The sequence below is a fragment of the Enterobacter cloacae complex sp. SHL020 genome (genome assembly GCF_049236945.1).
GTDB classification, from domain to species: Bacteria; Pseudomonadota; Gammaproteobacteria; order Enterobacterales; family Enterobacteriaceae; genus Enterobacter; species Enterobacter dykesii.
Map to the genome: position 1 here is coordinate 115,162 of NZ_JBMKJF010000010.1, position 21,533 is coordinate 136,694.

Genomic DNA, 21,533 nt, shown 5'->3' on the forward strand with positions numbered 1-21,533 from the left:
GTCTTAGGCGCTGATGCCAGTAATTTTCACATCAGTGAACCACTGACGGTGGCCCTGCTGCTTACGGTAGTGCTTACGACGACGAAACTTAACGATTTTAACTTTCTCGCCACGACCGTGTGCAACAACTTCAGCTTTGATAACGCCGCCATCAACGAAAGGAACGCCGATTTTGACTTCTTCACCGTTTGCGATCATCAGAACTTCTGCGAACTCAACAGATTCGCCAGTTGCGATGTCCAGCTTTTCCAGGCGAACGGTCTGACCTTCGCTTACTCGGTGTTGTTTACCACCACTTTGGAAAACCGCGTACATATAAACTCCGCTTCCGCGCACGTCCTCGTATGAATCAGAGTGCGCTATAAATATTCACAATAGGGCGCGAATATTACGCAAAACGCGAGCCTTTGACAAGTGCTACCGTCAATACATGAAGAAAAAAAACACAACACGTACGGTAACGTTTATCTGAGCCGTTTTTTCAGTACAATCAGCACTACTATTGATAAACCGAAACCCTTCGTTACCCCATTGAAGATGGGATCAACAGGATAAAAAGCCCGGCTTTTGCGATGAATTTAGAAAAAATCAACGAGTTAACCGCGCAAGATATGGCGGGTGTGAATGCAGCAATCCTGGAGCAACTCAACTCTGACGTTCAGCTGATCAATCAGTTGGGCTATTACATCGTCAGCGGCGGCGGTAAACGCATTCGTCCGATGATTGCCATTCTGGCTGCCAGAGCCGTTGGCTATCAGGGAAATGCTCACATCACTATCGCAGCGCTCATCGAATTTATTCACACGGCGACGCTTCTGCATGACGATGTTGTGGATGAATCGGATATGCGTCGTGGCAAAGCCACGGCAAACGCCGCTTTCGGAAACGCAGCCAGCGTCCTGGTGGGGGATTTTATCTATACCCGCGCCTTCCAGATGATGACCAGCCTGGGCTCCCTGAAAGTGCTGGAAGTGATGTCCGAAGCCGTAAACGTCATTGCTGAAGGCGAAGTGCTGCAGCTGATGAACGTCAACGACCCTGATATCACCGAAGAAAACTACATGCGCGTCATCTACAGCAAAACGGCGCGCCTGTTTGAAGCGGCTGCCCAGTGTTCCGGCATTCTGGCTGACTGTACCGAAGCACAGGAAAAAGGCCTGCAGGACTATGGCCGCTATCTGGGTACGGCCTTCCAGCTGATTGATGATTTGCTGGACTATAGTGCGGACGGCGAGACGCTCGGTAAAAACGTGGGCGATGACCTGAACGAAGGTAAACCAACCCTGCCGCTGCTTCATGCTATGCGCAACGGAACAGCTGACCAGGCGAAAATGATCCGTGAAGCGATTGAGCAGGGAAATGGCCGCCATCTTCTGGAACCTGTACTGGAAACTATGGCTATCTGCGGATCGCTGGAATGGACGCGTCAGCGCGCGGAAGAAGAAGCCGATAAAGCCATCGAAGCGCTTCAGGTCATTCCAGACAGTCCGTGGCGCGAGGCACTGATTGGTCTTGCCCATATCGCCGTACAGCGCGACCGTTAATCACCTTGTTTCTCCCCGCAGCGATAGCGGGGAGATTCCAGTACACTCCTGTAAATTCCGTGTTCATGTAAATTCATCGGTTTAGAGACCGCATGAATAAAGCCGTGTCTTATTCTGAATATCCCATCAAGTAACGCGAACTTTTTAGAACAAGAAGTTGAAATGGGTATAGTAACCGCGTCGTTTCAGAAAAAACGGCGTAGGTGAATCCAAACTTAAGGACGGCGTTATGGATACGAAATTTATCGACTGGCACACGGCTGATATTATTGCCGCACTGCACAAAAGAGGCACTTCACTGGCAGCAGAGTCCCGCCGCCATGGACTAAGTTCTTCCACTCTGGCAAACGCCCTCACTCGCCCCTGGCCCAAGGGAGAATTAATCATCGCGACGGCGCTGGATACGCATCCGTGGGTGATTTGGCCTTCGCGCTACCACGACCCCATTACCCATGAATTTATCGACAGATCGCGCATGATTCGCCAGAGAAAGGCAAAAAGAGAACCACAGGAATAACGCTTTTTTGACAGGAACAGCAACCCCCCGGTCATTGCTGGCAGGGGGCTGCCGGAACGATTACTCGCCCTTCACACGCTCAATGTTGGCACCCAGCGCGCGCAGTTTATCTTCGATACGCTCATAGCCACGATCGATGTGATAGATACGATCCACGATCGTTGTGCCTTCCGCAATACAACCCGCCAGCACCAGGCTTGCAGACGCACGCAGATCGGTTGCCATCACCTGAGCACCTGACAGTTTCTCAACGCCGTGGCAAATCACGGTATTACTTTCGATCTCAGCATGCGCACCCATACGGATAAGTTCCGGTACGTGCATAAAGCGGTTCTCGAAAATGGTTTCTGTGATGAAACCAGTGCCTTCAGCAACCAGGTTCAACAGGGTGAACTGCGCCTGCATGTCCGTAGGGAACGCCGGATGCGGCGCCGTACGCACATTAACCGCTTTTGGACGCTGACCGTGCATATCGAGGCTGATCCAGTCTTCTCCGATTTCGATATCCGCACCCGCATCGCGCAGTTTCGCCAGCACCGCATCCAGGGTATCTGGCTGCGCGTTGCGACAAACAATCTTCCCGCCAGAAATCGCCGCAGCGACCAGGAAGGTACCGGTTTCGATACGGTCCGGCAGAACGCGATAGACACCGCCGCCCAGACGCTCAACGCCTTCGATGGTGATACGGTCGGTACCCTGACCGGAAATCTTCGCCCCCAGCGCCACGAGGAAGTTGGCGGTATCCACAATCTCCGGTTCGCGCGCGGCGTTTTCGATGATGGTGGTACCTTCTGCCAGCGTCGCCGCAGACATAATGGTCACCGTTGCGCCCACGCTCACTTTGTCCATGACGATGTGCGCGCCTTTCAGACGACCATTGACGGACGCTTTAACGTAACCTTCTTCGAGCTTAATCTCTGCGCCCAGCTTCTCCAGACCGAAGATGTGCAGGTCAACCGGACGCGCACCGATGGCGCAACCGCCCGGCAGAGAGACCTGACCCTGCCCAAAACGCGCCACCAGCGGGCCAAGCGCCCAGATGGATGCACGCATGGTTTTAACCAGATCGTAAGGGGCTGAAAAGTTGTTCACCTTGCTGGCGTCGATCCAGACGGAACCGTTACGCTCAACTTTCGTGCCCAGTTGGGTGAGCAGCTTCATGGTGGTGTCGATATCTTTCAGCTTCGGTACGTTCTGAATTTCTACCGGCTCTTCAGCCAGCAGCGCAGCAAAGAGGATTGGCAGCGCGGCGTTTTTAGCGCCAGAAATTGTGACTTCGCCCTGGAGACGCGTTGGCCCCTGTACACGAAATTTATCCATTGTGTATTCTCTTATAAAATCAACCGTGCTGCGGGCCTGTCGCCCTCAGCTCAAAAACCGTTTAGTTTGCGATCGCGTGCCCACTCTTGCGGGGTGAACGCTTTAATCGACAGGGCGTGGATGCGGTTATCCGCAATATATTCCATCAGAGGCGCGTACACAGCCTGCTGCTTCTTCACGCGGCTCATACCGTCGAACATCTCACCCACAGCAATAACCTGGAAGTGACTGCCATCGCCAGTGACGTGGGCTTCCTGAAGGGAGAGTGCATTCATCAGCACTGTCTGGATTTCATGATTTTCCATGGGCTCTTAATCATCTGATAGTGAAAACAAGCTCAACATCTTAGAGCAAAGTGGCGTTGTCTTAAACAAGCAAAAAGCCCCGACGATGAAACTGTCAGGGCTTTCGGAAGTAACGCACTGAAAATATTAACGAGGCAGTACGTCCTGAGGGAGATTGTAGAGTTGCGCAAGGGTCACGACATTATCGCTCGCGCCGTGAAGCGTGACGCTTGTCCCCTGCTTTTTCCCCACGGCAACCAGATGGGCAAGCAGCGCAACACCTGCCGTATCCACCCGCGTAACGTCGGTTAAGTCGATACGCGTCACACCCTGCATCGCTTCGTGGCGTTTGTCCCACAGTGGGTTCAGCAGATCCTGATCCAGTTCACCGGACAGCTTTAATGTCTCGCCTTCACGCGACCAGCTGAGTTGCTGTAACATTACTTCTTCTCGTCCAGGGTAATTTTCTGACGAGAGATAGACTGCAGCTGAGCGGTCAGGCCATCAATGCCTTTAGTGCGCAGCAGGTCGCTCCATTCGTTCTGTTTGGTGGTGATCATGCTTACCCCTTCGGCAATCATGTCATACGCCTGCCAGTGACCGGTCTGGCTGTTTTTACGCCACTGGAAATCCAGACGAACCGGCGGACGACCGTTAGGATCGTTGATCGTCACACGGATAGGGACGATGGTCGCATCGCCCAGCGGCTGCTCAGGCGCAATCTGATAGGTCTGACCGTGGTACATCGCCAGCGCCTGGCCATAAGCCTGTTTCAGGTATTCACGAAACGCGGCAAAGTACGCATCACGTTGCGCAGGGGTCGCGTCTTTGTAATAACGTCCCAGCACCAGCGCACCCGCATATTTAATCTGCACGTACGGCAGCAGTTCCTGATCAACGACGTCACGCAGATAATCAGGATTAGCACGAATTTTAGGCTGTTCGTTTTTAAGACGGTCGAAGGTCTTCTTCGCCGCTTCGTCCATCAGTTTGTACGGGTTACTCTGATCCGCAGCGTGGGCGGCGGTTAGAGGGGCGATGACCAGCATGGCAACCATTAACAGTCGTTTAAACATGAATGACTTCTCCTGATATTAATTCGCAGCACCTGGGGTCGGCGCGGCATTGGTATGGTCTTCACTCTGCGCAGGGGCATTGTCAGACTTTTTCTCATCCCCTTTACTGTTGTAAAGGAACTGACCAATCATATCCTCCAGAACCATCGCGGATTTCGTATCCTGAATGACGCTACCGTCTTTAAGGATAGTCGTTCCCAGCTCGGGGTCTTCAAAGCCAACGTTAAGCGCCAGATATTGTTCGCCCAGCAGACCGGAAGTACGAATAGAAAGGGAGCTGGTGTCCGGGATATGGTTGTAACGCTCTTCGATATCCATCGCGACGCGTGGCAGGTAGGTTTTCTCATCCAGCGTAATGTCAGATACGCGTCCGATCACCACGCCGCCGATGCGGACCGGTGAACGCGCCTTCAGCCCGCCGATGTTATCGAAGGTGGCATAGATGCGATACGTCGGCTCGGTGCGCACAGACGTAATATCCGCCGCTCTCAGGCAGATAAACAGCGCGGCCAGCAGCGCCAGCAGCAGGAATACACCGACCCAAATTTCATTTTTTCTCGTTTGCATGAACTCAATTCCCAAACATCAGTGCGGTGAGCACAAAATCCAGACCCAGTACGGCCAGCGACGAATGTACGACGGTACGTGTAGTTGCACGGCTAATGCCCGCCGACGTCGGGATGGCATCGTAACCATTGAACAATGCAATCCAGGTGACCGTAATGGCAAATACCACGCTTTTAATCAGACAGTTAACCAGATCCATTCGCAGGTCGATTGCGTCCTGCATCGCGGACCAGAAGAAACCGGCATCAATGCCTTTCCAGTGCACGCCAACCAGCGAACCGCCCCAGATACCCACGGCGACAAACAGAATAGTCAGTAACGGCAAAGAGATCACCCCAGCCCAGAAACGCGGCGAGATCACGCGACGCAGCGGGTCGACCGCCATCATCTCCATGCTGGAGAGCTGCTCGGTCGCACGCATCAGGCCAATTTCAGCCGTTAATGCCGACCCCGCGCGCCCGGCGAACAACAGCGCCGCCACAACAGGCCCCAGCTCGCGCAGCAGCGAGAGCGCCACCAGCATCCCGAGGCTGGTTTCCGCACTGTAGGTTGTCAGAACCAGATAGCCCTGCAGCCCAAGCACCATACCGATAAACAGACCGGAGACAATGATGATGAGCATCGACAGCACGCCGACATTATAAAGCTGCCGCACCAGCAGAGGTGCGTGCTTGCGGAATTCCGGCTTGCCGACCAGCGCGTTGAATAACATCAATCCGGCACGCCCGAACGTCCTGATGGTTTTTATGCCACGGTGTCCGAGAGCGGCCAACGCATTTAACAGCATGAGTGGCTTAACTCCCTATTCCCAGTAAATCGTCACGATAGTCGCCCGCGGGGTAGCGGAACGGCACAGGGCCATCGGCAATACCGTCAAGGAACTGCCGCACGCGCGGATCGCAATTTTCCTGCAGCGCCTGAGCGCTACCGTGCGCGACGATCTTTTTGTCCGCCACGATATAGGCGTAATCGGCAATGCTCAATACTTCCGGTACATCGTGAGACACCACAATGCAGGTGACGCCAAGCGCGCTGTTTAGTTCAGAGATGAGCTTCACCAGCACGCCCATCGTGATGGGATCCTGTCCAACAAACGGTTCGTCGAACATGATTAAATCAGGTTCTAATGCAATGGCTCGCGCCAGCGCGGCGCGGCGCGCCATCCCGCCGGACAGCTCCGAAGGCATCAGTTTCGCGGCGCCCCGTAAACCGACGGCTTCGAGCTTCATCATCACCGTGCTTTTCAGCAGTTCAGGCGGCAGGCTGGTATGCTCGCGCAGCGGATAGGCCACGTTATCAAAGACATTCATGTCGGTGAACAAGGCTCCCGACTGAAAGAGCATGCTCATGCGTTTGCGGACAGTATACAGACGCGAGCGTGACATCTCCGGGATGTTTTCGCCATCAAAGAGGATTTCACCGCTATCAGGTGGGATCTGCCCACCAATGAGGCGCAGCAGGGTCGTTTTACCGATCCCGGACGGCCCCATGATGGCAGTGATTTTGCCACGCGGTACGGTCAACGAAATATCATCAAATATCAATCTGTTGGCGCGAGAAAAACTCACGCCGCGAACATCGACTAAATTCGCCATCGTTTGGCTCATTTATGGTTCCTTTATTACCCTGCTCACGTTAAGGCATGCCGCCTGAATCAGCCCTCAACTCCGCATTTTTACAGAATAATAGCCGTTGAGGTTAGCGAAAGCTGGCATTTGTTTTACTTTTCCGGCGCATAAAGTCAAAATTAGGAATTCGTTACGCCTCAGACTGTATGCAGTCCAGCCATTCCCGTGCGATGGACCGACGAGTATACCTGAAGAAAGGACTTTTGATGCTTTTAGCAACAGCACTGTTAATAATTGGTTTACTTTTGGTGGTCTACAGTGCTGACCGTTTAGTGTTTGCTGCATCTATCCTGTGTCGCCTGACGGGCGTACCGCCTGTCGTCATCGGGATGACCGTTGTCAGTGTTGGAACGTCACTTCCTGAAATCATCGTCTCTGTAACAGCATCGCTGCATGGTCAGTTAGACCTGGCAGTAGGCACCGCGATTGGCTCTAACATCGTCAATATACTCTTGATTTTAGGCCTGGCCGCACTGCTCCATCCATTTCGCGTGCATTCTGATGTTCTGCGCCGTGAATTGCCGCTAATGTTAATCGTAAGCCTGCTGACAGGCTGCGTATTTTATGATGGTGTACTGAGCTACAGCGACGGCATTTTCCTGCTGGCGCTGGCCGTCATCTGGCTGCTGTATAGTGTTAAAATCGCCCGCCTGGCTGAGAAGCAGGGTCAGGATAGCCTCACGCGGGAGCAGGTCGCCGAACTGCCGCGAGAAGGCACGCTGCCTGTTGCCCTGCTCTGGCTTGGCATTGCGCTGATCATCATGCCGATGGCAACGCGCATGGTTGTGGATAACGCGACGGTGCTGGCGAACTATTTCGCCATCAGTGAACTGACCATTGGCCTGACGGTGATTGCCATCGGCACCAGCCTGCCGGAGCTGGCCACGGCCATTGCGGGGGCACGGAAAGGTGAGGATGACATTGCCATTGGCAATATCATCGGTTCCAACATATTTAATATCGCCATTGTGATGGGCCTGCCGGCCCTGATTACGCCAGGGCCCTTTAATCCCCTGGCGTTCTCACGTGACTACGGCGTGATGTTATTGGTCAGCGTGATATTTGCCCTGCTCTGCTGGCGGCGGCAACGACAGATCGGCAAAGGCGCAGGCGCGCTGCTGACGGGTGGATTTATCGTATGGATGGCGATGCTGTACTGGCTCTCGCCTCTTCTCTCTGGGTAAACGGAAACGCATTATGTCGCAAATAGAATTGCAGCCGGGTTTTGACTTTCAGAAGGCAGGCAAAGAGGTTCTGGAGATTGAACGTGAAGGTCTGGCGCAGTTAGATCAGTACATTAATCAGGATTTTAGTCTGGCATGTGAGAAGATGTTCTACTGTGCCGGCAAAGTCGTGGTGATGGGGATGGGCAAGTCCGGCCACATTGGACGCAAAATGGCGGCAACGTTTGCCAGTACCGGCACCTCGTCCTTCTTTGTACATCCGGGGGAAGCCGCGCATGGTGATCTGGGTATGGTCACGCCGCAGGATATCGTCATCGCGCTGTCCAACTCCGGGGAGTCCAATGAAATTCTGGCGCTGATCCCGGTACTGAAGCGACTGCAGGTGCCGCTTATTTGCATGACCAGCCGTCCGGAAAGCAGCATGGCGCGGGCAGCCGATATTCACCTGTGCGTGAAAGTGCCCAAGGAGGCCTGTCCGCTTGGCCTGGCGCCGACGTCCAGCACCACCGCCGCGCTGGTCATGGGTGATGCGCTTGCCGTCGCGCTGCTCGAAGCCCGCGGTTTTACGCCGGAGGATTTCGCGCTTTCCCACCCGGGCGGCGCGCTGGGGCGCAAGCTTCTGCTTCGGGTAAACGATATTATGCACACCGGGGATGAGATACCTCACGTCAGTAAAGAAGCCTCCCTGCGTGATGCGCTGCTGGAAATCACCCGTAAGAATCTGGGTATGACGGTCGTGTGCGACGACCTGATGAAAATTCAGGGGATCTTCACCGATGGCGACCTGCGTCGCGTGTTCGACATGGGTGTAGACGTCCGCACGCTCGGTATTGCCGATGTGATGACGCCGGGCGGTATCCGCGTCCGTCCGGGTACGCTGGCGGTGGATGTGCTGAACCTGATGCAGTCCCACCACATTACCTCAGTGATGGTTGCCGATGGCGACCAGTTGCTGGGTGTGGTACATATGCATGATCTGCTGCGCGCAGGCGTAGTGTAATGAAGGATAAGACAATGAGTAATGCGGGTGCATCCCTTGCAACCTGTTATGGACCGGTCAGTACCCAGATGATGGCAAAGGCGGAAAACATTCGTCTGCTCATCCTGGACGTGGATGGCGTACTTTCCGATGGCCTGATTTACATGGGCAATAATGGTGAAGAGCTGAAAGCGTTTAACGTTCGCGACGGCTACGGTATCCGCTGCGCGCTCACCTCGGGTATTGAGGTGGCTATCATCACCGGACGAAAAGCTAAACTGGTAGAAGACCGCTGTGAAACCTTAGGAATTACCCATCTGTATCAGGGTCAATCCGATAAGATGGCGGCGTTTAAGGATTTACTGGGTAAACTGGCTATCGCACCGGAAAACGTGGCCTACGTCGGAGACGATCTGATTGACTGGCCCGTGATGGCTGAAGTCGGGCTGAGCATCGCCGTTGCCGATGCGCATCCGCTGCTGATCCCGCGCGCTGATTATGTTACCCACATCAACGGGGGCCGTGGTGCCGTACGTGAAGTCTGCGATCTGCTTTTGCTGGCGCAGGGCAAGCTTGATGAGGCCAAAGGGCAATCGATATGAGTAAAACCAGACGCTGGATTATCATTTTGCTTTCGCTTGTCGCACTGGTATTGATTGGCGTGAACCTTGCCGATCGCGACGATACGCAAACGGAAGTGGTCAACAATAACGATCCAACCTATAAAAGCGATCACAGCGACACCGTGGTCTACAGCCCGGAAGGCGCGCTGAACTATCGCCTGATTGCCCAGCATGTTGAATATTTTTCAGATGACGGTATTTCGTGGTTTACCCAGCCTGTCATGACCACATTTGATAAGGACAAAGTGCCGACGTGGTCAATTAAGTCAGATCGGGCAAAACTGACAAATGACCGTATGCTTTATCTGTATGGTCACGTTGAAGTCAACGCCCTGACCGCTGACTCGCAACTGAGAAAAATTACGACGGATAATGCCCAGATTAACCTGGTAACCCAGGACGTGACCTCGCAGGATCTGGTCACACTGTATGGCACAACATTTAATTCCAGCGGTTTGAGAATGCGCGGGAACTTACGCAGCAAGAACGCCGAGCTGATTGAAAAGGTTAGAACCTCCTATGAAATTCAAAACAAACAAACTCAGCCTTAAAGTAATTATCGCCAGCGCGATGCTGGCGACCAGTCTCCCCGCGCTTGCTGTAACGGGCGATACCGACCAACCGATCCATATCGAGTCTGATACCCAGTCGCTCGATATGCAGGGCAACGTCGTCACCTTCACGGGTAACGTCGTCATGACTCAGGGCACCATCAAAATTAACGCCGACAAAGTGGTCGTGACCCGTCCGGGTGGCGAGCAGGGCAAAGAGATCATTGATGGTTACGGCAACCCGGCCACCTTCTACCAGATGCAGGACAACGGCAAGCCGGTGAAAGGCCGCGCCTCGCATATGCACTATGAGCTGGCGAAGGACCTGGTCATCCTGACCGGAAACGCGTATCTGGAACAGCTGGACAGCAACATTACCGGCGACCAGATCACCTATCTGGTGAAAGAGCAAAAAATGCAGGCCTCCAGCGAGAAAGGCAAACGCGTCACGACCGTCCTGGTTCCGTCGCAGCTGCAGGACAAAGGCAAAGGCCAGGCCCCGGCACAGAAGAAGAGTAACTAATTAGTTATGGCAACATTAACTGCAAAAAATCTCGCGAAGGCCTACAAGGGCCGCCGTGTCGTAGAAGATGTCAGTCTGACCGTCAACTCCGGCGAAATCGTGGGGCTGCTTGGCCCTAACGGTGCGGGTAAAACCACCACTTTCTACATGGTCGTTGGCATTGTGCCGCGCGATGCCGGCAACATTATCATTGACGATGAAGACATCAGCCTTCTGCCTCTGCACGCGCGCGCGCGTCGCGGGATCGGCTACCTGCCGCAGGAAGCCTCCATTTTCCGTCGTCTTAGCGTTTACGATAACCTGATGGCGGTCCTGGAAATTCGTAACGATCTGACCAGCGAACAGCGTCAGGATCGTGCCAACGAGTTGATGGAAGAGTTCCACATTGAGCATCTGCGCGACAGCCTCGGTCAGGCCCTCTCCGGGGGTGAACGCCGTCGTGTTGAGATTGCGCGTGCGCTGGCCGCAAACCCGAAATTTATCCTTCTGGATGAACCGTTTGCCGGCGTTGACCCGATCTCGGTTATCGACATTAAACGCATCATCGAACACCTGCGCGACAGCGGGCTTGGCGTACTGATCACCGACCACAACGTCCGTGAAACGCTGGCCGTGTGTGAACGCGCGTATATTGTGAGCCAGGGCAATCTGATCGCCCACGGTACGCCGCAACAGATCCTCGAAGACGATCATGTTAAGCGCGTCTATCTTGGGGAAGACTTCAGACTCTGATAGGGTAGAGGTAACGTAACGCCGAACCGGAGAAAAACGCTCTGAACATGAAGCAAGGTTTGCAATTAAGGCTCAGCCAACAACTGGCAATGACGCCGCAGCTACAGCAGGCAATTCGCCTGTTGCAACTGTCCACGTTAGAACTTCAGCAGGAGCTCCAGCAGGCGCTGGACAGCAACCCCCTGCTGGAACAAACCGATCTTCATGACGAGGTAGATGCTCAGCAGTCACAGGATACAGAAGCGCTCGACACCGCGGATGCACTCGAACAAAAAGAGATGCCCGACGAGCTTCCGCTGGATGCCAGCTGGGATGAAATCTACACCGCCGGAACCCCTTCCGGTACGCGTGCAGACTACCAGGATGATGAGCTACCGGTCTACCAGGGTGAGACCACCCAGTCGCTGCAGGATTACCTGATGTGGCAGGTGGAACTCACCCCCTTCTCCGATACCGACCGCGCGATTGCCACGTCCATTGTCGATGCCGTTGACGACACCGGCTATTTGACCGTCACGCTGGACGATATCCTGGAAAGCATGGGCGACGAAGAGATTGAACTTGAGGAGATCGAAGCCGTTCTGAAGCGCATCCAGCGTTTCGATCCGGTAGGCGTGGCCGCAAAAGATCTGCGCGACTGCCTGCTGATCCAGCTTTCTCAGTTCAGCAAAGAGACGCCATGGCTCGACGAGGCGCGCTTAATCATCAGCGATCATCTGGATCTGTTGGCCAACCACGATTTCCGCAGCCTGATGCGCGTCACGCGCCTGAAGGAAGAGGTGCTGAAAGAAGCGGTGAATCTGATCCAGTCGCTCGATCCGCGCCCCGGTCAGTCGATCCAGACCAGCGAACCCGAGTACGTGATCCCGGACGTGCTGGTGAGAAAACACAACGGCCGCTGGGTCGTTGAACTGAATTCAGACAGCATCCCTCGCCTGCAAATCAACCAGCAGTATGCCTCCATGTGCACCAGCGCGCGTAACGACTCCGACAACCAGTATATTCGCAGCAATCTTCAGGAAGCGCGATGGTTGATCAAAAGTCTGGAGAGCCGAAATGATACGCTGCTGCGCGTCAGCCGCTGTATTGTCGAACAGCAGCAGGCGTTCTTCGAGCAGGGCGAAGAGTATATGAAACCGATGGTACTGGCGGATATCGCCCAGGCCGTCGAGATGCATGAATCAACCATTTCCCGTGTCACCACGCAGAAGTATCTGCACAGTCCACGCGGTATATTTGAGCTTAAGTATTTCTTCTCCAGCCATGTTAATACCGAGGGCGGCGGCGAAGCGTCGTCAACGGCCATTCGTGCCCTGGTGAAGAAGTTGATCGCCGCGGAGAACCCCGCGAAGCCACTAAGCGACAGTAAGTTAACCACCATGCTGTCCGATCAGGGTATTATGGTGGCACGTCGTACTGTTGCGAAGTATCGAGAGTCTTTATCCATTCCGCCGTCCAACCAGCGTAAACAGCTGGTCTGACACAACCGATAAGGAAGACACTATGCAGCTCAACATCACTGGACAAAACGTCGAAATTACTGAGGCTTTACGCGACTTCGTGAACGCGAAGTTTGCAAAACTCGAGCAGTATTTCGAAAGGATCAATCAGGTCTATATTGTGTTGAAAGTGGAGAAAGTGACTCATATCTCGGATGCCACCCTGCATGTTAACGGGGGTGAACTGCATGCCAGTGCGGAAGGGCAAGACATGTACGCTGCTATCGACGGCTTGATTGATAAGCTTGCACGACAGCTCAATAAACATAAAGATAAACTGAAACAACACTAATTGTCCGGGCAGTTAACGGGTGCAGGACGGCCTGTTGTGAAACACAACAGGCCATTTGTACAGTTAGCGCTTAGGTGAAATTATGATGAACAACGATTCCGCTCTTCAACTGAGCAATGTCCTTAACCAGGAATGTACCCGCAGTGCGGTTCACTGCCAGAGCAAAAAACGTGCGCTGGAGATCATCAGTGAACTGGCTGCCAAACAGCTGGGCCTGCCGCCGCAGGTGGTGTTCGAAGCGATTCTGACCCGTGAAAAAATGGGCAGTACCGGTATCGGCAACGGCATCGCGATCCCGCATGGCAAACTGGAAGAGGATACCCTGCGTGCCGTTGGTGTGTTTGTGCAGCTTGAAACGCCCATCGCCTTCGATGCCATTGATAACCAGCCCGTCGATCTCCTCTTCGCGCTGCTGGTGCCTGCCGATCAGACGAAAACCCATCTGCATACGCTGTCGCTGGTCGCGAAACGTCTGGCCGATAAAACCATTTGCCGTCGACTGCGCTCGGCCCAAAGTGATGAAGAGCTCTATCAAATTATCACTGAAGCAGAAGGCAATCAGGATGATGCATAACCAGGAGATGGCCTTCACATCTGTTGTCCTGAGGAGAAACGGAACATGGTGCTGATGATTGTCAGTGGCCGTTCAGGGTCGGGGAAATCCGTTGCTCTGCGCGCCCTGGAAGACATGGGTTTTTACTGCGTCGATAACCTGCCGGTCGTGTTGTTACCCGACCTGGCCCGCACGCTGGCGGAGAGACAAACCTCTGCCGCGGTCAGTATCGACGTTCGTAACATGCCTGAATCGCCCGAGATCTTCGAACAGGCCATGAGCAACCTGCCTGACACGTTCTCGCCTCAGCTGCTGTTCCTTGATGCAGACCGCAATACGCTGATCCGCCGCTACAGCGATACCCGTCGCTTGCACCCGCTTTCCAGCAAGAACCTCTCTCTGGAGAGCGCTATTGATGAAGAGAGCGACCTGCTGGAGCCGCTGCGTTCTCGTGCCGACCTGATTGTTGACACCTCTGAGATGTCCGTTCACGAGCTGGCGGAAATGCTGCGTACCCGGCTGTTGGGTAAACGCGAGCGCGAACTGACGATGGTGTTCGAATCCTTCGGCTTTAAGCACGGTATTCCGATTGATGCGGATTACGTTTTCGACGTGCGCTTCCTGCCGAACCCGCACTGGGATCCGAAGCTGCGTCCAATGACCGGTCTGGATAAGCCGGTGGCGGCGTTCCTCGACCGGCACACAGAAGTACACAATTTTATCTACCAGACGCGAAGCTACCTTGAGCTATGGTTACCTATGCTGGAGACAAACAATCGTAGCTACCTGACGGTGGCGATTGGCTGTACCGGCGGTAAACATCGTTCGGTTTATATCGCCGAACAGCTGGCCGACTATTTCCGCTCGCGCGGGAAGAACGTTCAGTCCCGTCATCGCACGCTGGAAAAACGTAAAACATGACCGTAAAACAAACCGTTGAGATCACCAACAAGCTGGGTATGCATGCGCGCCCGGCGATGAAGCTGTTTGAGCTGATGCAGGGTTTCGATGCAGAAGTGCTGCTGCGTAATGACGAAGGCACCGAAGCGGAAGCGAACAGCGTGATCGCGCTGCTGATGCTCGATTCCGCCAAAGGGCGCCAGATTGAAGTAGAAGCCACCGGCCCTCAGGAAGAGGAAGCGCTGGCGGCGGTGATTGCCCTGTTTAACGCAGGGTTCGACGAAGATTAAGGTCTGCTATTCAGGCGGGTAGCGCTGCGCTAACCCGCCCTACATAAGATTATTACGCTGCATAAACCCCTCTCCGCCCAGCTGATTCATCTGGCGCATAATCCACGCCTGACGGCTTCGCACATACCCTGATGGGGCACTGGCCTTAAAGCGTATAGGGTTCGGTAATACAGCGGCCAATAGCGCTGCTTCTGACATGCTCAGACGGCTGGCTGGCTTATTGAAATACCGCTGTGCGGCAGCTTCCACGCCAAATATGCCGTCGCCAAACTCAGCGACGTTGAGATAGACGGTCAGAATGCGTTTTTTGCTCCAGACCGTTTCCATCCCCAGGGTCAAACCCGCTTCCAGCCCTTTTCGCACCCAGCTTCGACCATCCCACAGAAACAGATTTTTGGCTGTCTGCTGCGACAAAGTTGACGCACCGCGCACGCGGTTTTCATGGCGTTCGTTATGGGCAAGCGCCTTCTCAATGGCCGCCACGTCAAACCCCCAGTGCTCCGGAAATTTCTGGTCCTCCGCCGCGATGACCGCCAGCCCCATGAACGGGGAGATCTCGTCCATGCTCACCCAGTCAGAGTGGGCAACATAGCTGAAATCGCCGCTGAACCACGCGCTAAGCTGGCGCTCAACCATCACGGCGGAGAACGGAACCGGCATAATGCTGAATAAAGCCAGCCCGCCTCCCCAGAATACCGCCAGCACAAGTACGATGCGCAAGAGAAAACGTTTCACCCCTGCGCCTGCGGCAAATTTACGCCTCATTCAGTCAGCACCAGCACGCGAGCCACCAGCTTTTCAATACCTGAGGCCGCCTCAGCGATATTATTCGCCAGCATATACGCTGGCGTGGTGACAATTTTGTTATCTTCATCAACCACAATGTCATCAACCGGGCACGGAACGTGTTCGCCCCCCATCTCCTCCACGATCTCTGCGGTATCAATATCGGTGCCAATCGTCAGCCGCAGCGGGAAATCAAAAATTTTAGGCAGCATTGCCGGCGCGATGCAGATAAAGCCCAGCGGTTTTCCTGCCGCATGCATGGCCTGCGACAGCGCTTTAAGATGAGGATCGATCTGACACTCCGCCCCCTGCACAGCAAAGGTACTGAGATTTTTGGCCGCGCCAAACCCACCCGGCACAATGAGCGCATCAAGCTCTGCAGGGTCTGCCTGAATAAGAGGATGGATATCACCTCGCGCAATACGTGCGGCTTCAATCAGTACATTACGGGTTTCCGCCATCGGCTCGCCGGTCAGATGATTAATCACATCCGCCTGATTTTTGTCTGGCGCAAAACAAATAACCTCTGCTCCCTGCTTAGCCAGGGCCAGCAGCGTGATTACGGCTTCGTGTATTTCAGAACCATCGAAAACACCGCATCCGCTCAGCACGACACCAATCTTTTTCATCATGACAATCCTTTTCTGCAACTTGCTGAAGCACATTAATAATTTTGATTAAAACGCTATGCTTCACACATTTCACTGATTCATGTAACAAACCATTTAAGATTTGCTATCTTATCTGCGTGCGGCCTAAATTTTTCAGGCAGCGCCATTTCGAAAATAACTTTAAAAAACAGGCGCAGCCACGATTTCCCTGGTGTTGGCGCAGTATTCGCGCACCCCGGTTAATCCGGGGTCATTTTTTTCTGGCGTCGACCCAGGCTTTAAGTACCGCAACATCGTTTTGCCACTCTTGTTTCATCTCTTCAACCCAATCACCCACGTTATCTTCCCATGCAGGTAAATCAGGCGACTGAATCTGTTGACCCAGTTGCTGCAGATGGCGTAAGCCAACCGAGCCGGCGGCACCTTTGATTTTATGACCTTCTTCGACGATGCCCTTCTGGTCCCGGGCCGTCAGGTTTGATTCCAGCACGCTCAGATAGCCTGGCATCATTTTTTCGAACACTGCCAGACCGTCGGTAATCAGTTTCGGCCCCACCAGATCGATGTACTGCTCCAGCATCGCGGTATCGAGTATCGTTTGGGCTTTTGCGCTATCTAAAGACGTCATGGTGCTCTCCTCTTCATCATGGGTATCCCAGAACTTCTTAATCATGGCGGTCAGAGCAGGCACCGCCAGCGGCTTGCTGAGTACATCGTCCATACCGGCATCGAGATACTCTTTTTTATCTTTCAGCACGTTCGCCGTCAGCGCCACCAGCGGCGGCAGTTCGTCGGCCGCGTACTGACGCGTCAGCTCACGCGAAATATCCAGCCCGGTCATATCCGGCAGCTGAATATCCAGCAGGACAAGATCGTATTCGCCCGGTTTAAACATCTCCAGCGCGGCCTTACCGGTCATCGCGACATCCACGCTGTTGCCCAGTTTTTCCAGCACCGAGCGCGCCACAATCACGTTCAGCTCGATATCTTCCACCAGCAGGACGTGCAGCGCGGGCAGCGGCATATCGTCGTCTGCAAAGGTATCCTCAACCTCTTCCGCCACCGCAGGGGCATGAACCGTCAGCGTGAAGGTTGATCCGCTGCCAGGCTGGCTGGCAACGGTGATATCGCCACCCATACTCTTCGCCAGCCGTTTAGACACGGCCAGGCCAATGCCCGTACCGGTCGCCGGTTTCCCGCCGTTGCTGTCCTTAACCTGATAGTACATCGCGAAAATTTTGTCCTGCTCCTCCTGCGGAATGCCCATCCCGGAGTCCTCCACCTCGAAGTGCAGCATGTCGCCTTCGTCATAGCGGACGCGCACCGCCACCTGCCCCTTCTGGGTAAACTTCACCGCGTTGCTGATAAGGTTCCACAGGATCTGGCGCAGACGCGTGCCGTCGGTCACCACTTTATGCGGCAGCGGCAGGGTTGGATCCATAACAAAACTGAGTCCCTTCTGCTGCGCCTGCAGGCCGGAGAGGTTCTCCAGATCGGCAAGGAAGCTGGTGAAATCAACAGGCTGATTATCAAGCTGAACTTTACGGCGCTCCATCTTATCCATATCAATAATATCGTTGAAGATATTACCCAGCGTGACCGCTGAGACATGGATAGTCTTAAGGTATTTTTCCTGCTCTGCGGTCAGGTCGGTATCCAGCAGAATACGGCTCAGCCCGACAATGCCATTAAGCGGCGTACGCAGCTCGTGGCTGATGGTGGAGATAAAGGTAGTCTTATCACGGCTGGCGCGCTCCAGGGCATCCTGGTAGCGCTTACGCTCGGTGATATCGCGGCCAAAGCCCATCAGGCCGTGGCGTTTCCCCACGCGGTCATAGTAGGGCACCTTACGGATCTCAAAGCAGGCTTTGCGTCCGTCCGGATAATCCAGCCACTGTTCATAGGTCAGCGAGACGTTATGGCGGAATACTTTTTCGTCCGTCTCCATAACCTTGGCCGCCGCCTCTTCAGAGTAAACGTCCTGCGGCTTCAGGTTAATCAGCTGCTTCTCGCTTTTCCCGGTGAGCAACTCCATCGCCCGGTTACAGCCGGAAAACTCTTTATCTTCATTACGGTAAAACACCAGATCCGGCGAAGCATCGAGGAACGACCGCAGGAAAGAGGATTGCTGCTCAAGCTGGATCTGCGTGACTTCACGCTCTTTCATTTCGATTTTCAGCTGCTCCAGGGTGGCCTGACGCTCGGCTTCCGCCTTCTCACGATCGGAGATCTCCTGATTCAGCTGCGCAATGTTGTCTTTAAGCTGGACGTTGAGCTTCAGGTCGCGCTCGCGCATCTCTTCCAGTTTATCGACCAGTTTTGACAGACGCTGACGGGACTCTTCCAGCTGTTCAACCACTACGGAAAGGAAATAGACCGCCCAGGGCGTAATGAGCAAGCCAAAGAAGATGGAGCGGATGACGTCGATACTCTCGACCTGGCCATGCAGAACCATGGTGACGGCCATTTGCACGACAATGGCCAGAACGACCAGCGCCAGCGCAAGCAGCATGGAGAAACGCACCAGCCCAAGCTTCATCATCAGGTCGACGTAATACTGGGCAAGCATTCGAATTTGCTTCATAGAGGATCCCTTCACGACTTTATCGCTCAATAATACTCAAATTCAGGGCGAGGCGTTGAAGGTTGTGAGAAAAAGTGCGGGGTGAAACAGGAGATTAGCCTCGCTCCCGGTTAACCGGAAGCGAGGAGAGGTCAATCAGGAGCGTTTCAACATCAGCCACAGGCTGATCAGGAGGAAACTTGCGCTTGGCAGCAGCGCTCCAATTATCGGCGGAATGCCATAAACCAGCGTCAGCGGACCGAAGATCTGATCGAGCACGTAGAACACAAAGCCGAAGCTGATACCGGTCACGACGCGCACGCCCATCGGCACGCTGCGCAACGGACCGAAGATAAACGACAGCGCCATCAGCATCATTACAGCCACGGACATCGGCTGGAAGATTTTGCTCCACATGTTGAGCTGATAACGTCCCGCATCCTGCCCGCTCGACTTCAGGTATTTCACATAGTTGTGCAAACCGCTGATGGAGAGCGCGTCAGGATCCAAGGCAACAACACCGAGCTTGTCAGGCGTCAGGTTGGTCTTCCACGTGCCGGTTACCGTCTGAGAACCCGTAATCTGTTTCGGATCGGTCAGGTCGGATTCATCAACCTGGGACAACCGCCACTGCTTATGTTCGGCGTCAAATTTCGCCGAAGAGGCGTGGCGGACTGACTGCAGACGGCGCTGGTCATCGAAAGCGTAGATGCTCACCCCGCCCAGTTCATCATTCCCCTTGACCCGTTCGATGTAGACGAAGTTTTTACCGTCTTTCGCCCATAAACCTTGTTGAGTCGAGAGCAGCGAGCCGCCGTACATGGCCTGAGCACGGTAGTTACGCGCCATCTGTTCACCCTGAGGCGCTACCCACTCGCCAATCGCCATGGTCAACAGCACCAGTGGGATTGCGGTTTTCATCACCGACAGCGCAACCTGCATACGGGTAAACCCCGAGGCCTGCATAACGACCAGCTCGCTGCGCTGCGCCAGCATCCCCAGCCCCAGCAGCGCGCCCAGCAGGGCCGCCATCGGGAAGAAGATCTGCACATCTTTCGGCACGCTGAGCAGGGTATACATCCCCGCGCCCAGCGCGTCATAGCTCCCCTGCCCGGCTTTTTTCAGCTGATCGACAAATTTGATAATGCCGGAGAGCGACACCAGCATGAACAACGTCATCATGATGGTGGTAAAAATGGTTTTACCGATATAGCGATCAAGAACGCCAAACGCCTGCATTAGATGGCTCCTTTACGCGAGAATCGGGCACGTATGCGGCGCACAGGCACCGTATCCCACAGGTTTAATCCCAGCGCCAGTAAGATGTACAGGCTGTTCACAAACCATGTCCAGACCATAGGGTCCAGCTTACCCTTCGCGCCGTTAGAACGAATCGAGGTTTGCAGCAGGAAATAGATCAGGTAAAGCAGCATCGCCGGCAGCATAGAGAGCACGCGTCCCTGCCGCGGGTTCACCACGCTCAGCGGAACGACAATCAGCGCCATCATAAACACGGTGAATACAAGCGTAATACGCCAGTGGAACTCAGCGCGCGCTCTGTCGGTATCGGTATTCCACAGGGTACGCATGTCCATTTGCTCGGTATCCGTTGGATCGAGCGCCACAGTCTGATGGCCGATAATGGCCTGATAGTTCTGGAAATCCGTAATGCGGAAGTCGCGCAGCATCGCGGTGCCTTCGAATCGAGTGCCTTTGTTCAGCGTCACGACCTGAGAGCCATCTTTGCGCTGAGCCAGCTGACCGGAATCTGCCACCACCACGGAAGGACGCGCGTTACCTTTTGGACGCAGCTGCGCCAGGAAAACATCGTTGAATTTACTGCCGTCAACGCTCTCAATAAACAGCACGGAGTTGCCGTCGGTCGCCTGCTGGAACTGCCCCTGGGCTAACGCCGCCATGCCGGGGTTGGCTTTCGCTTCGGCCAGCACTTCATCCTGATGGCGGGAAGACATGGGGCCCGCCCACATCACGTTCACCGCCGCAACAATACCCGTGAACAGCGCCAGTATCATGGCGGCTTTCACCAGTACCGCTTTGCTCAGGCCACAGGCATGCATCACCGTGATTTCACTCTCGGTGTAGAGTTTCCCAAGCGTCATGAGCAGGCCAAGGAAAAGACTTAGCGGCAGGATGAGCTGCGCCATTTCCGGGATCCCTAAACCAAGCAGGGAAAGCACCAGATTCGTTGGAATTTCGCCGTCAACGGCCGCACCGAGGATCTTAACCAGCTTCTGACAGAAAAAAATCAGCAGCAGGATAAAGAGGATCGCCAGTTGGCTTTTGAGCGTCTCCCGCACCAGATATCTTATGATTATCACTTTAAATACGCCCGTAAAAACCCGTCTCTTTGCAGGAATTTCGCTTGTTTCATGGCTTAAACGTCATTTATTCTCTTGAGTCGTCGAAATCATCGCTAAGATTAAAACATCCGGCGGATTCACGCTTCAGGACTTTTTCTGACGTGTCGAAACCGTAGTAACGTAAGATTAA

Annotated in this window: 26 protein-coding genes; 13 read left to right on the forward strand and 13 right to left on the reverse strand. The window is 54.3% G+C overall.

Going from position 1 to position 21,533, the window contains the following annotated elements; translation table 11 throughout:
• Positions 1–3: 3 nt before the first annotated feature.
• Complete coding sequence (rplU, locus tag ACOTZB_RS19780; RefSeq protein ID WP_003025032.1) at positions 4–315, reverse strand: 50S ribosomal protein L21; 312 nt, start codon at positions 313–315, stop codon at positions 4–6.
• A gap of 257 nt (positions 316–572) precedes the next feature.
• Here rplU and ispB point away from each other — a divergent pair, with 257 nt between their 5' ends.
• Positions 573–1,544 (forward strand): octaprenyl diphosphate synthase, encoded by a 972-nt coding sequence (gene ispB, locus ACOTZB_RS19785; protein ID WP_024906360.1) that lies wholly within the window; start codon positions 573–575, stop codon positions 1,542–1,544.
• Positions 1,545–1,773: 229 nt separating this feature from the next.
• Entirely contained in the window at positions 1,774–2,061 is a 288-nt protein-coding gene (sfsB, locus tag ACOTZB_RS19790) for a DNA-binding transcriptional regulator SfsB (protein WP_047650931.1), read from the forward strand.
• A 60-nt stretch (positions 2,062–2,121) separates the two neighbouring features.
• Here sfsB and murA read toward each other — a convergent pair whose 3' ends face one another.
• The 7 genes from murA to mlaF all read right to left on the reverse strand — a co-directional run bounded on the left by murA (position 2,122) and on the right by mlaF (position 6,915).
• Positions 2,122–3,381: a UDP-N-acetylglucosamine 1-carboxyvinyltransferase gene (gene murA, locus ACOTZB_RS19795; RefSeq protein ID WP_023309349.1), complete on the reverse strand. Its 1,260-nt coding sequence runs from the start codon at positions 3,379–3,381 to the stop codon at positions 2,122–2,124.
• 50 nt (positions 3,382–3,431) lie between these two features.
• Entirely contained in the window at positions 3,432–3,686 is a 255-nt protein-coding gene (gene ibaG, locus ACOTZB_RS19800; protein WP_008501458.1) for a BolA family iron metabolism protein IbaG, read from the reverse strand.
• A 126-nt stretch (positions 3,687–3,812) separates the two neighbouring features.
• Positions 3,813–4,106 (reverse strand): lipid asymmetry maintenance protein MlaB, encoded by a 294-nt coding sequence (gene mlaB / locus ACOTZB_RS19805; protein WP_421628275.1) that lies wholly within the window; start codon positions 4,104–4,106, stop codon positions 3,813–3,815.
• Positions 4,106–4,741 carry a phospholipid-binding protein MlaC gene (gene mlaC, locus ACOTZB_RS19810; protein ID WP_047650934.1) on the reverse strand — a complete coding sequence of 212 codons (636 nt, stop codon included), beginning with the start codon at positions 4,739–4,741 and terminating at the stop codon, positions 4,106–4,108. The genes mlaB and mlaC overlap by 1 nt, the downstream gene beginning before the upstream one ends.
• Before the next feature lie 18 nt (positions 4,742–4,759).
• Positions 4,760–5,308, reverse strand: coding sequence for an outer membrane lipid asymmetry maintenance protein MlaD (mlaD, locus tag ACOTZB_RS19815; protein ID WP_126329192.1), 549 nt, complete (start codon positions 5,306–5,308; stop codon positions 4,760–4,762).
• Between the two features lie 4 nt (positions 5,309–5,312).
• Positions 5,313–6,095 carry a lipid asymmetry maintenance ABC transporter permease subunit MlaE gene (mlaE, locus tag ACOTZB_RS19820; RefSeq protein ID WP_010436044.1) on the reverse strand — a complete coding sequence of 261 codons (783 nt, stop codon included), beginning with the start codon at positions 6,093–6,095 and terminating at the stop codon, positions 5,313–5,315.
• A 7-nt stretch (positions 6,096–6,102) separates the two neighbouring features.
• Positions 6,103–6,915, reverse strand: coding sequence for a phospholipid ABC transporter ATP-binding protein MlaF (gene mlaF, locus ACOTZB_RS19825; protein WP_024906354.1), 813 nt, complete (start codon positions 6,913–6,915; stop codon positions 6,103–6,105).
• A gap of 227 nt (positions 6,916–7,142) precedes the next feature.
• On the opposite strand from mlaF, the gene ACOTZB_RS19830 reads away from it, so the two are divergent.
• The 11 genes from ACOTZB_RS19830 (at position 7,143) to npr (ending at position 15,062) form a co-directional block, all read left to right on the forward strand.
• On the forward strand, positions 7,143–8,120 hold the full coding sequence (locus ACOTZB_RS19830) for a calcium/sodium antiporter (RefSeq protein ID WP_421628277.1): 978 nt from the start codon (positions 7,143–7,145) through the stop codon (positions 8,118–8,120).
• A gap of 13 nt (positions 8,121–8,133) precedes the next feature.
• Positions 8,134–9,120, forward strand: a complete 987-nt coding sequence (kdsD, locus tag ACOTZB_RS19835) for an arabinose-5-phosphate isomerase KdsD (protein WP_421628279.1) — start codon at positions 8,134–8,136, stop codon at positions 9,118–9,120.
• 14 nt (positions 9,121–9,134) lie between these two features.
• A complete protein-coding gene (kdsC, locus tag ACOTZB_RS19840; protein ID WP_023309356.1) occupies positions 9,135–9,701 on the forward strand; it encodes a 3-deoxy-manno-octulosonate-8-phosphatase KdsC in 567 nt (188 codons plus the stop codon).
• Positions 9,698–10,273, forward strand: a complete 576-nt coding sequence (gene lptC / locus ACOTZB_RS19845) for an LPS export ABC transporter periplasmic protein LptC (protein WP_023309357.1) — start codon at positions 9,698–9,700, stop codon at positions 10,271–10,273. Before kdsC ends, lptC begins: the two co-directional genes overlap by 4 nt.
• Positions 10,242–10,796 carry a lipopolysaccharide ABC transporter substrate-binding protein LptA gene (gene lptA, locus ACOTZB_RS19850; protein WP_033146750.1) on the forward strand — a complete coding sequence of 185 codons (555 nt, stop codon included), beginning with the start codon at positions 10,242–10,244 and terminating at the stop codon, positions 10,794–10,796. The genes lptC and lptA overlap by 32 nt, the downstream gene beginning before the upstream one ends.
• Positions 10,797–10,802: 6 nt before the next feature.
• Complete coding sequence (gene lptB / locus ACOTZB_RS19855; protein WP_033146751.1) at positions 10,803–11,528, forward strand: LPS export ABC transporter ATP-binding protein; 726 nt, start codon at positions 10,803–10,805, stop codon at positions 11,526–11,528.
• A 47-nt stretch (positions 11,529–11,575) separates the two neighbouring features.
• The gene (gene rpoN / locus ACOTZB_RS19860; protein ID WP_421628281.1) at positions 11,576–13,009 is read left to right on the forward strand and encodes an RNA polymerase factor sigma-54; all 1,434 of its coding nucleotides are present in this window, start codon (positions 11,576–11,578) and stop codon (positions 13,007–13,009) included.
• Between the two features lie 22 nt (positions 13,010–13,031).
• The gene (gene hpf / locus ACOTZB_RS19865; RefSeq protein ID WP_008501444.1) at positions 13,032–13,319 is read left to right on the forward strand and encodes a ribosome hibernation promoting factor; all 288 of its coding nucleotides are present in this window, start codon (positions 13,032–13,034) and stop codon (positions 13,317–13,319) included.
• A gap of 82 nt (positions 13,320–13,401) precedes the next feature.
• Positions 13,402–13,893: a PTS IIA-like nitrogen regulatory protein PtsN gene (gene ptsN, locus ACOTZB_RS19870; protein WP_008501443.1), complete on the forward strand. Its 492-nt coding sequence runs from the start codon at positions 13,402–13,404 to the stop codon at positions 13,891–13,893.
• Positions 13,894–13,938: 45 nt separating this feature from the next.
• Complete coding sequence (gene rapZ, locus ACOTZB_RS19875) at positions 13,939–14,793, forward strand: RNase adapter RapZ (protein WP_008501442.1); 855 nt, start codon at positions 13,939–13,941, stop codon at positions 14,791–14,793.
• Positions 14,790–15,062 carry a PTS phosphocarrier protein NPr gene (npr, locus tag ACOTZB_RS19880; protein ID WP_003861872.1) on the forward strand — a complete coding sequence of 91 codons (273 nt, stop codon included), beginning with the start codon at positions 14,790–14,792 and terminating at the stop codon, positions 15,060–15,062. The genes rapZ and npr overlap by 4 nt, the downstream gene beginning before the upstream one ends.
• A gap of 39 nt (positions 15,063–15,101) precedes the next feature.
• Here npr and mtgA read toward each other — a convergent pair whose 3' ends face one another.
• From mtgA to lptF, 5 genes are all read right to left on the reverse strand, one after another.
• A complete protein-coding gene (gene mtgA / locus ACOTZB_RS19885; protein WP_029739613.1) occupies positions 15,102–15,827 on the reverse strand; it encodes a monofunctional biosynthetic peptidoglycan transglycosylase in 726 nt (241 codons plus the stop codon).
• Complete coding sequence (elbB, locus tag ACOTZB_RS19890) at positions 15,824–16,477, reverse strand: isoprenoid biosynthesis glyoxalase ElbB (RefSeq protein WP_421628299.1); 654 nt, start codon at positions 16,475–16,477, stop codon at positions 15,824–15,826. Before elbB ends, mtgA begins: the two co-directional genes overlap by 4 nt.
• 232 nt (positions 16,478–16,709) lie before the next feature.
• Positions 16,710–19,043: an aerobic respiration two-component sensor histidine kinase ArcB gene (gene arcB / locus ACOTZB_RS19895; protein ID WP_348941501.1), complete on the reverse strand. Its 2,334-nt coding sequence runs from the start codon at positions 19,041–19,043 to the stop codon at positions 16,710–16,712.
• Positions 19,044–19,178: 135 nt separating this feature from the next.
• The gene (gene lptG / locus ACOTZB_RS19900; RefSeq protein WP_115876359.1) at positions 19,179–20,261 is read right to left on the reverse strand and encodes an LPS export ABC transporter permease LptG; all 1,083 of its coding nucleotides are present in this window, start codon (positions 20,259–20,261) and stop codon (positions 19,179–19,181) included.
• Positions 20,261–21,361 carry an LPS export ABC transporter permease LptF gene (lptF, locus tag ACOTZB_RS19905; protein ID WP_047650945.1) on the reverse strand — a complete coding sequence of 367 codons (1,101 nt, stop codon included), beginning with the start codon at positions 21,359–21,361 and terminating at the stop codon, positions 20,261–20,263. Before lptF ends, lptG begins: the two co-directional genes overlap by 1 nt.
• Positions 21,362–21,533: the final 172 nt, after the last annotated feature.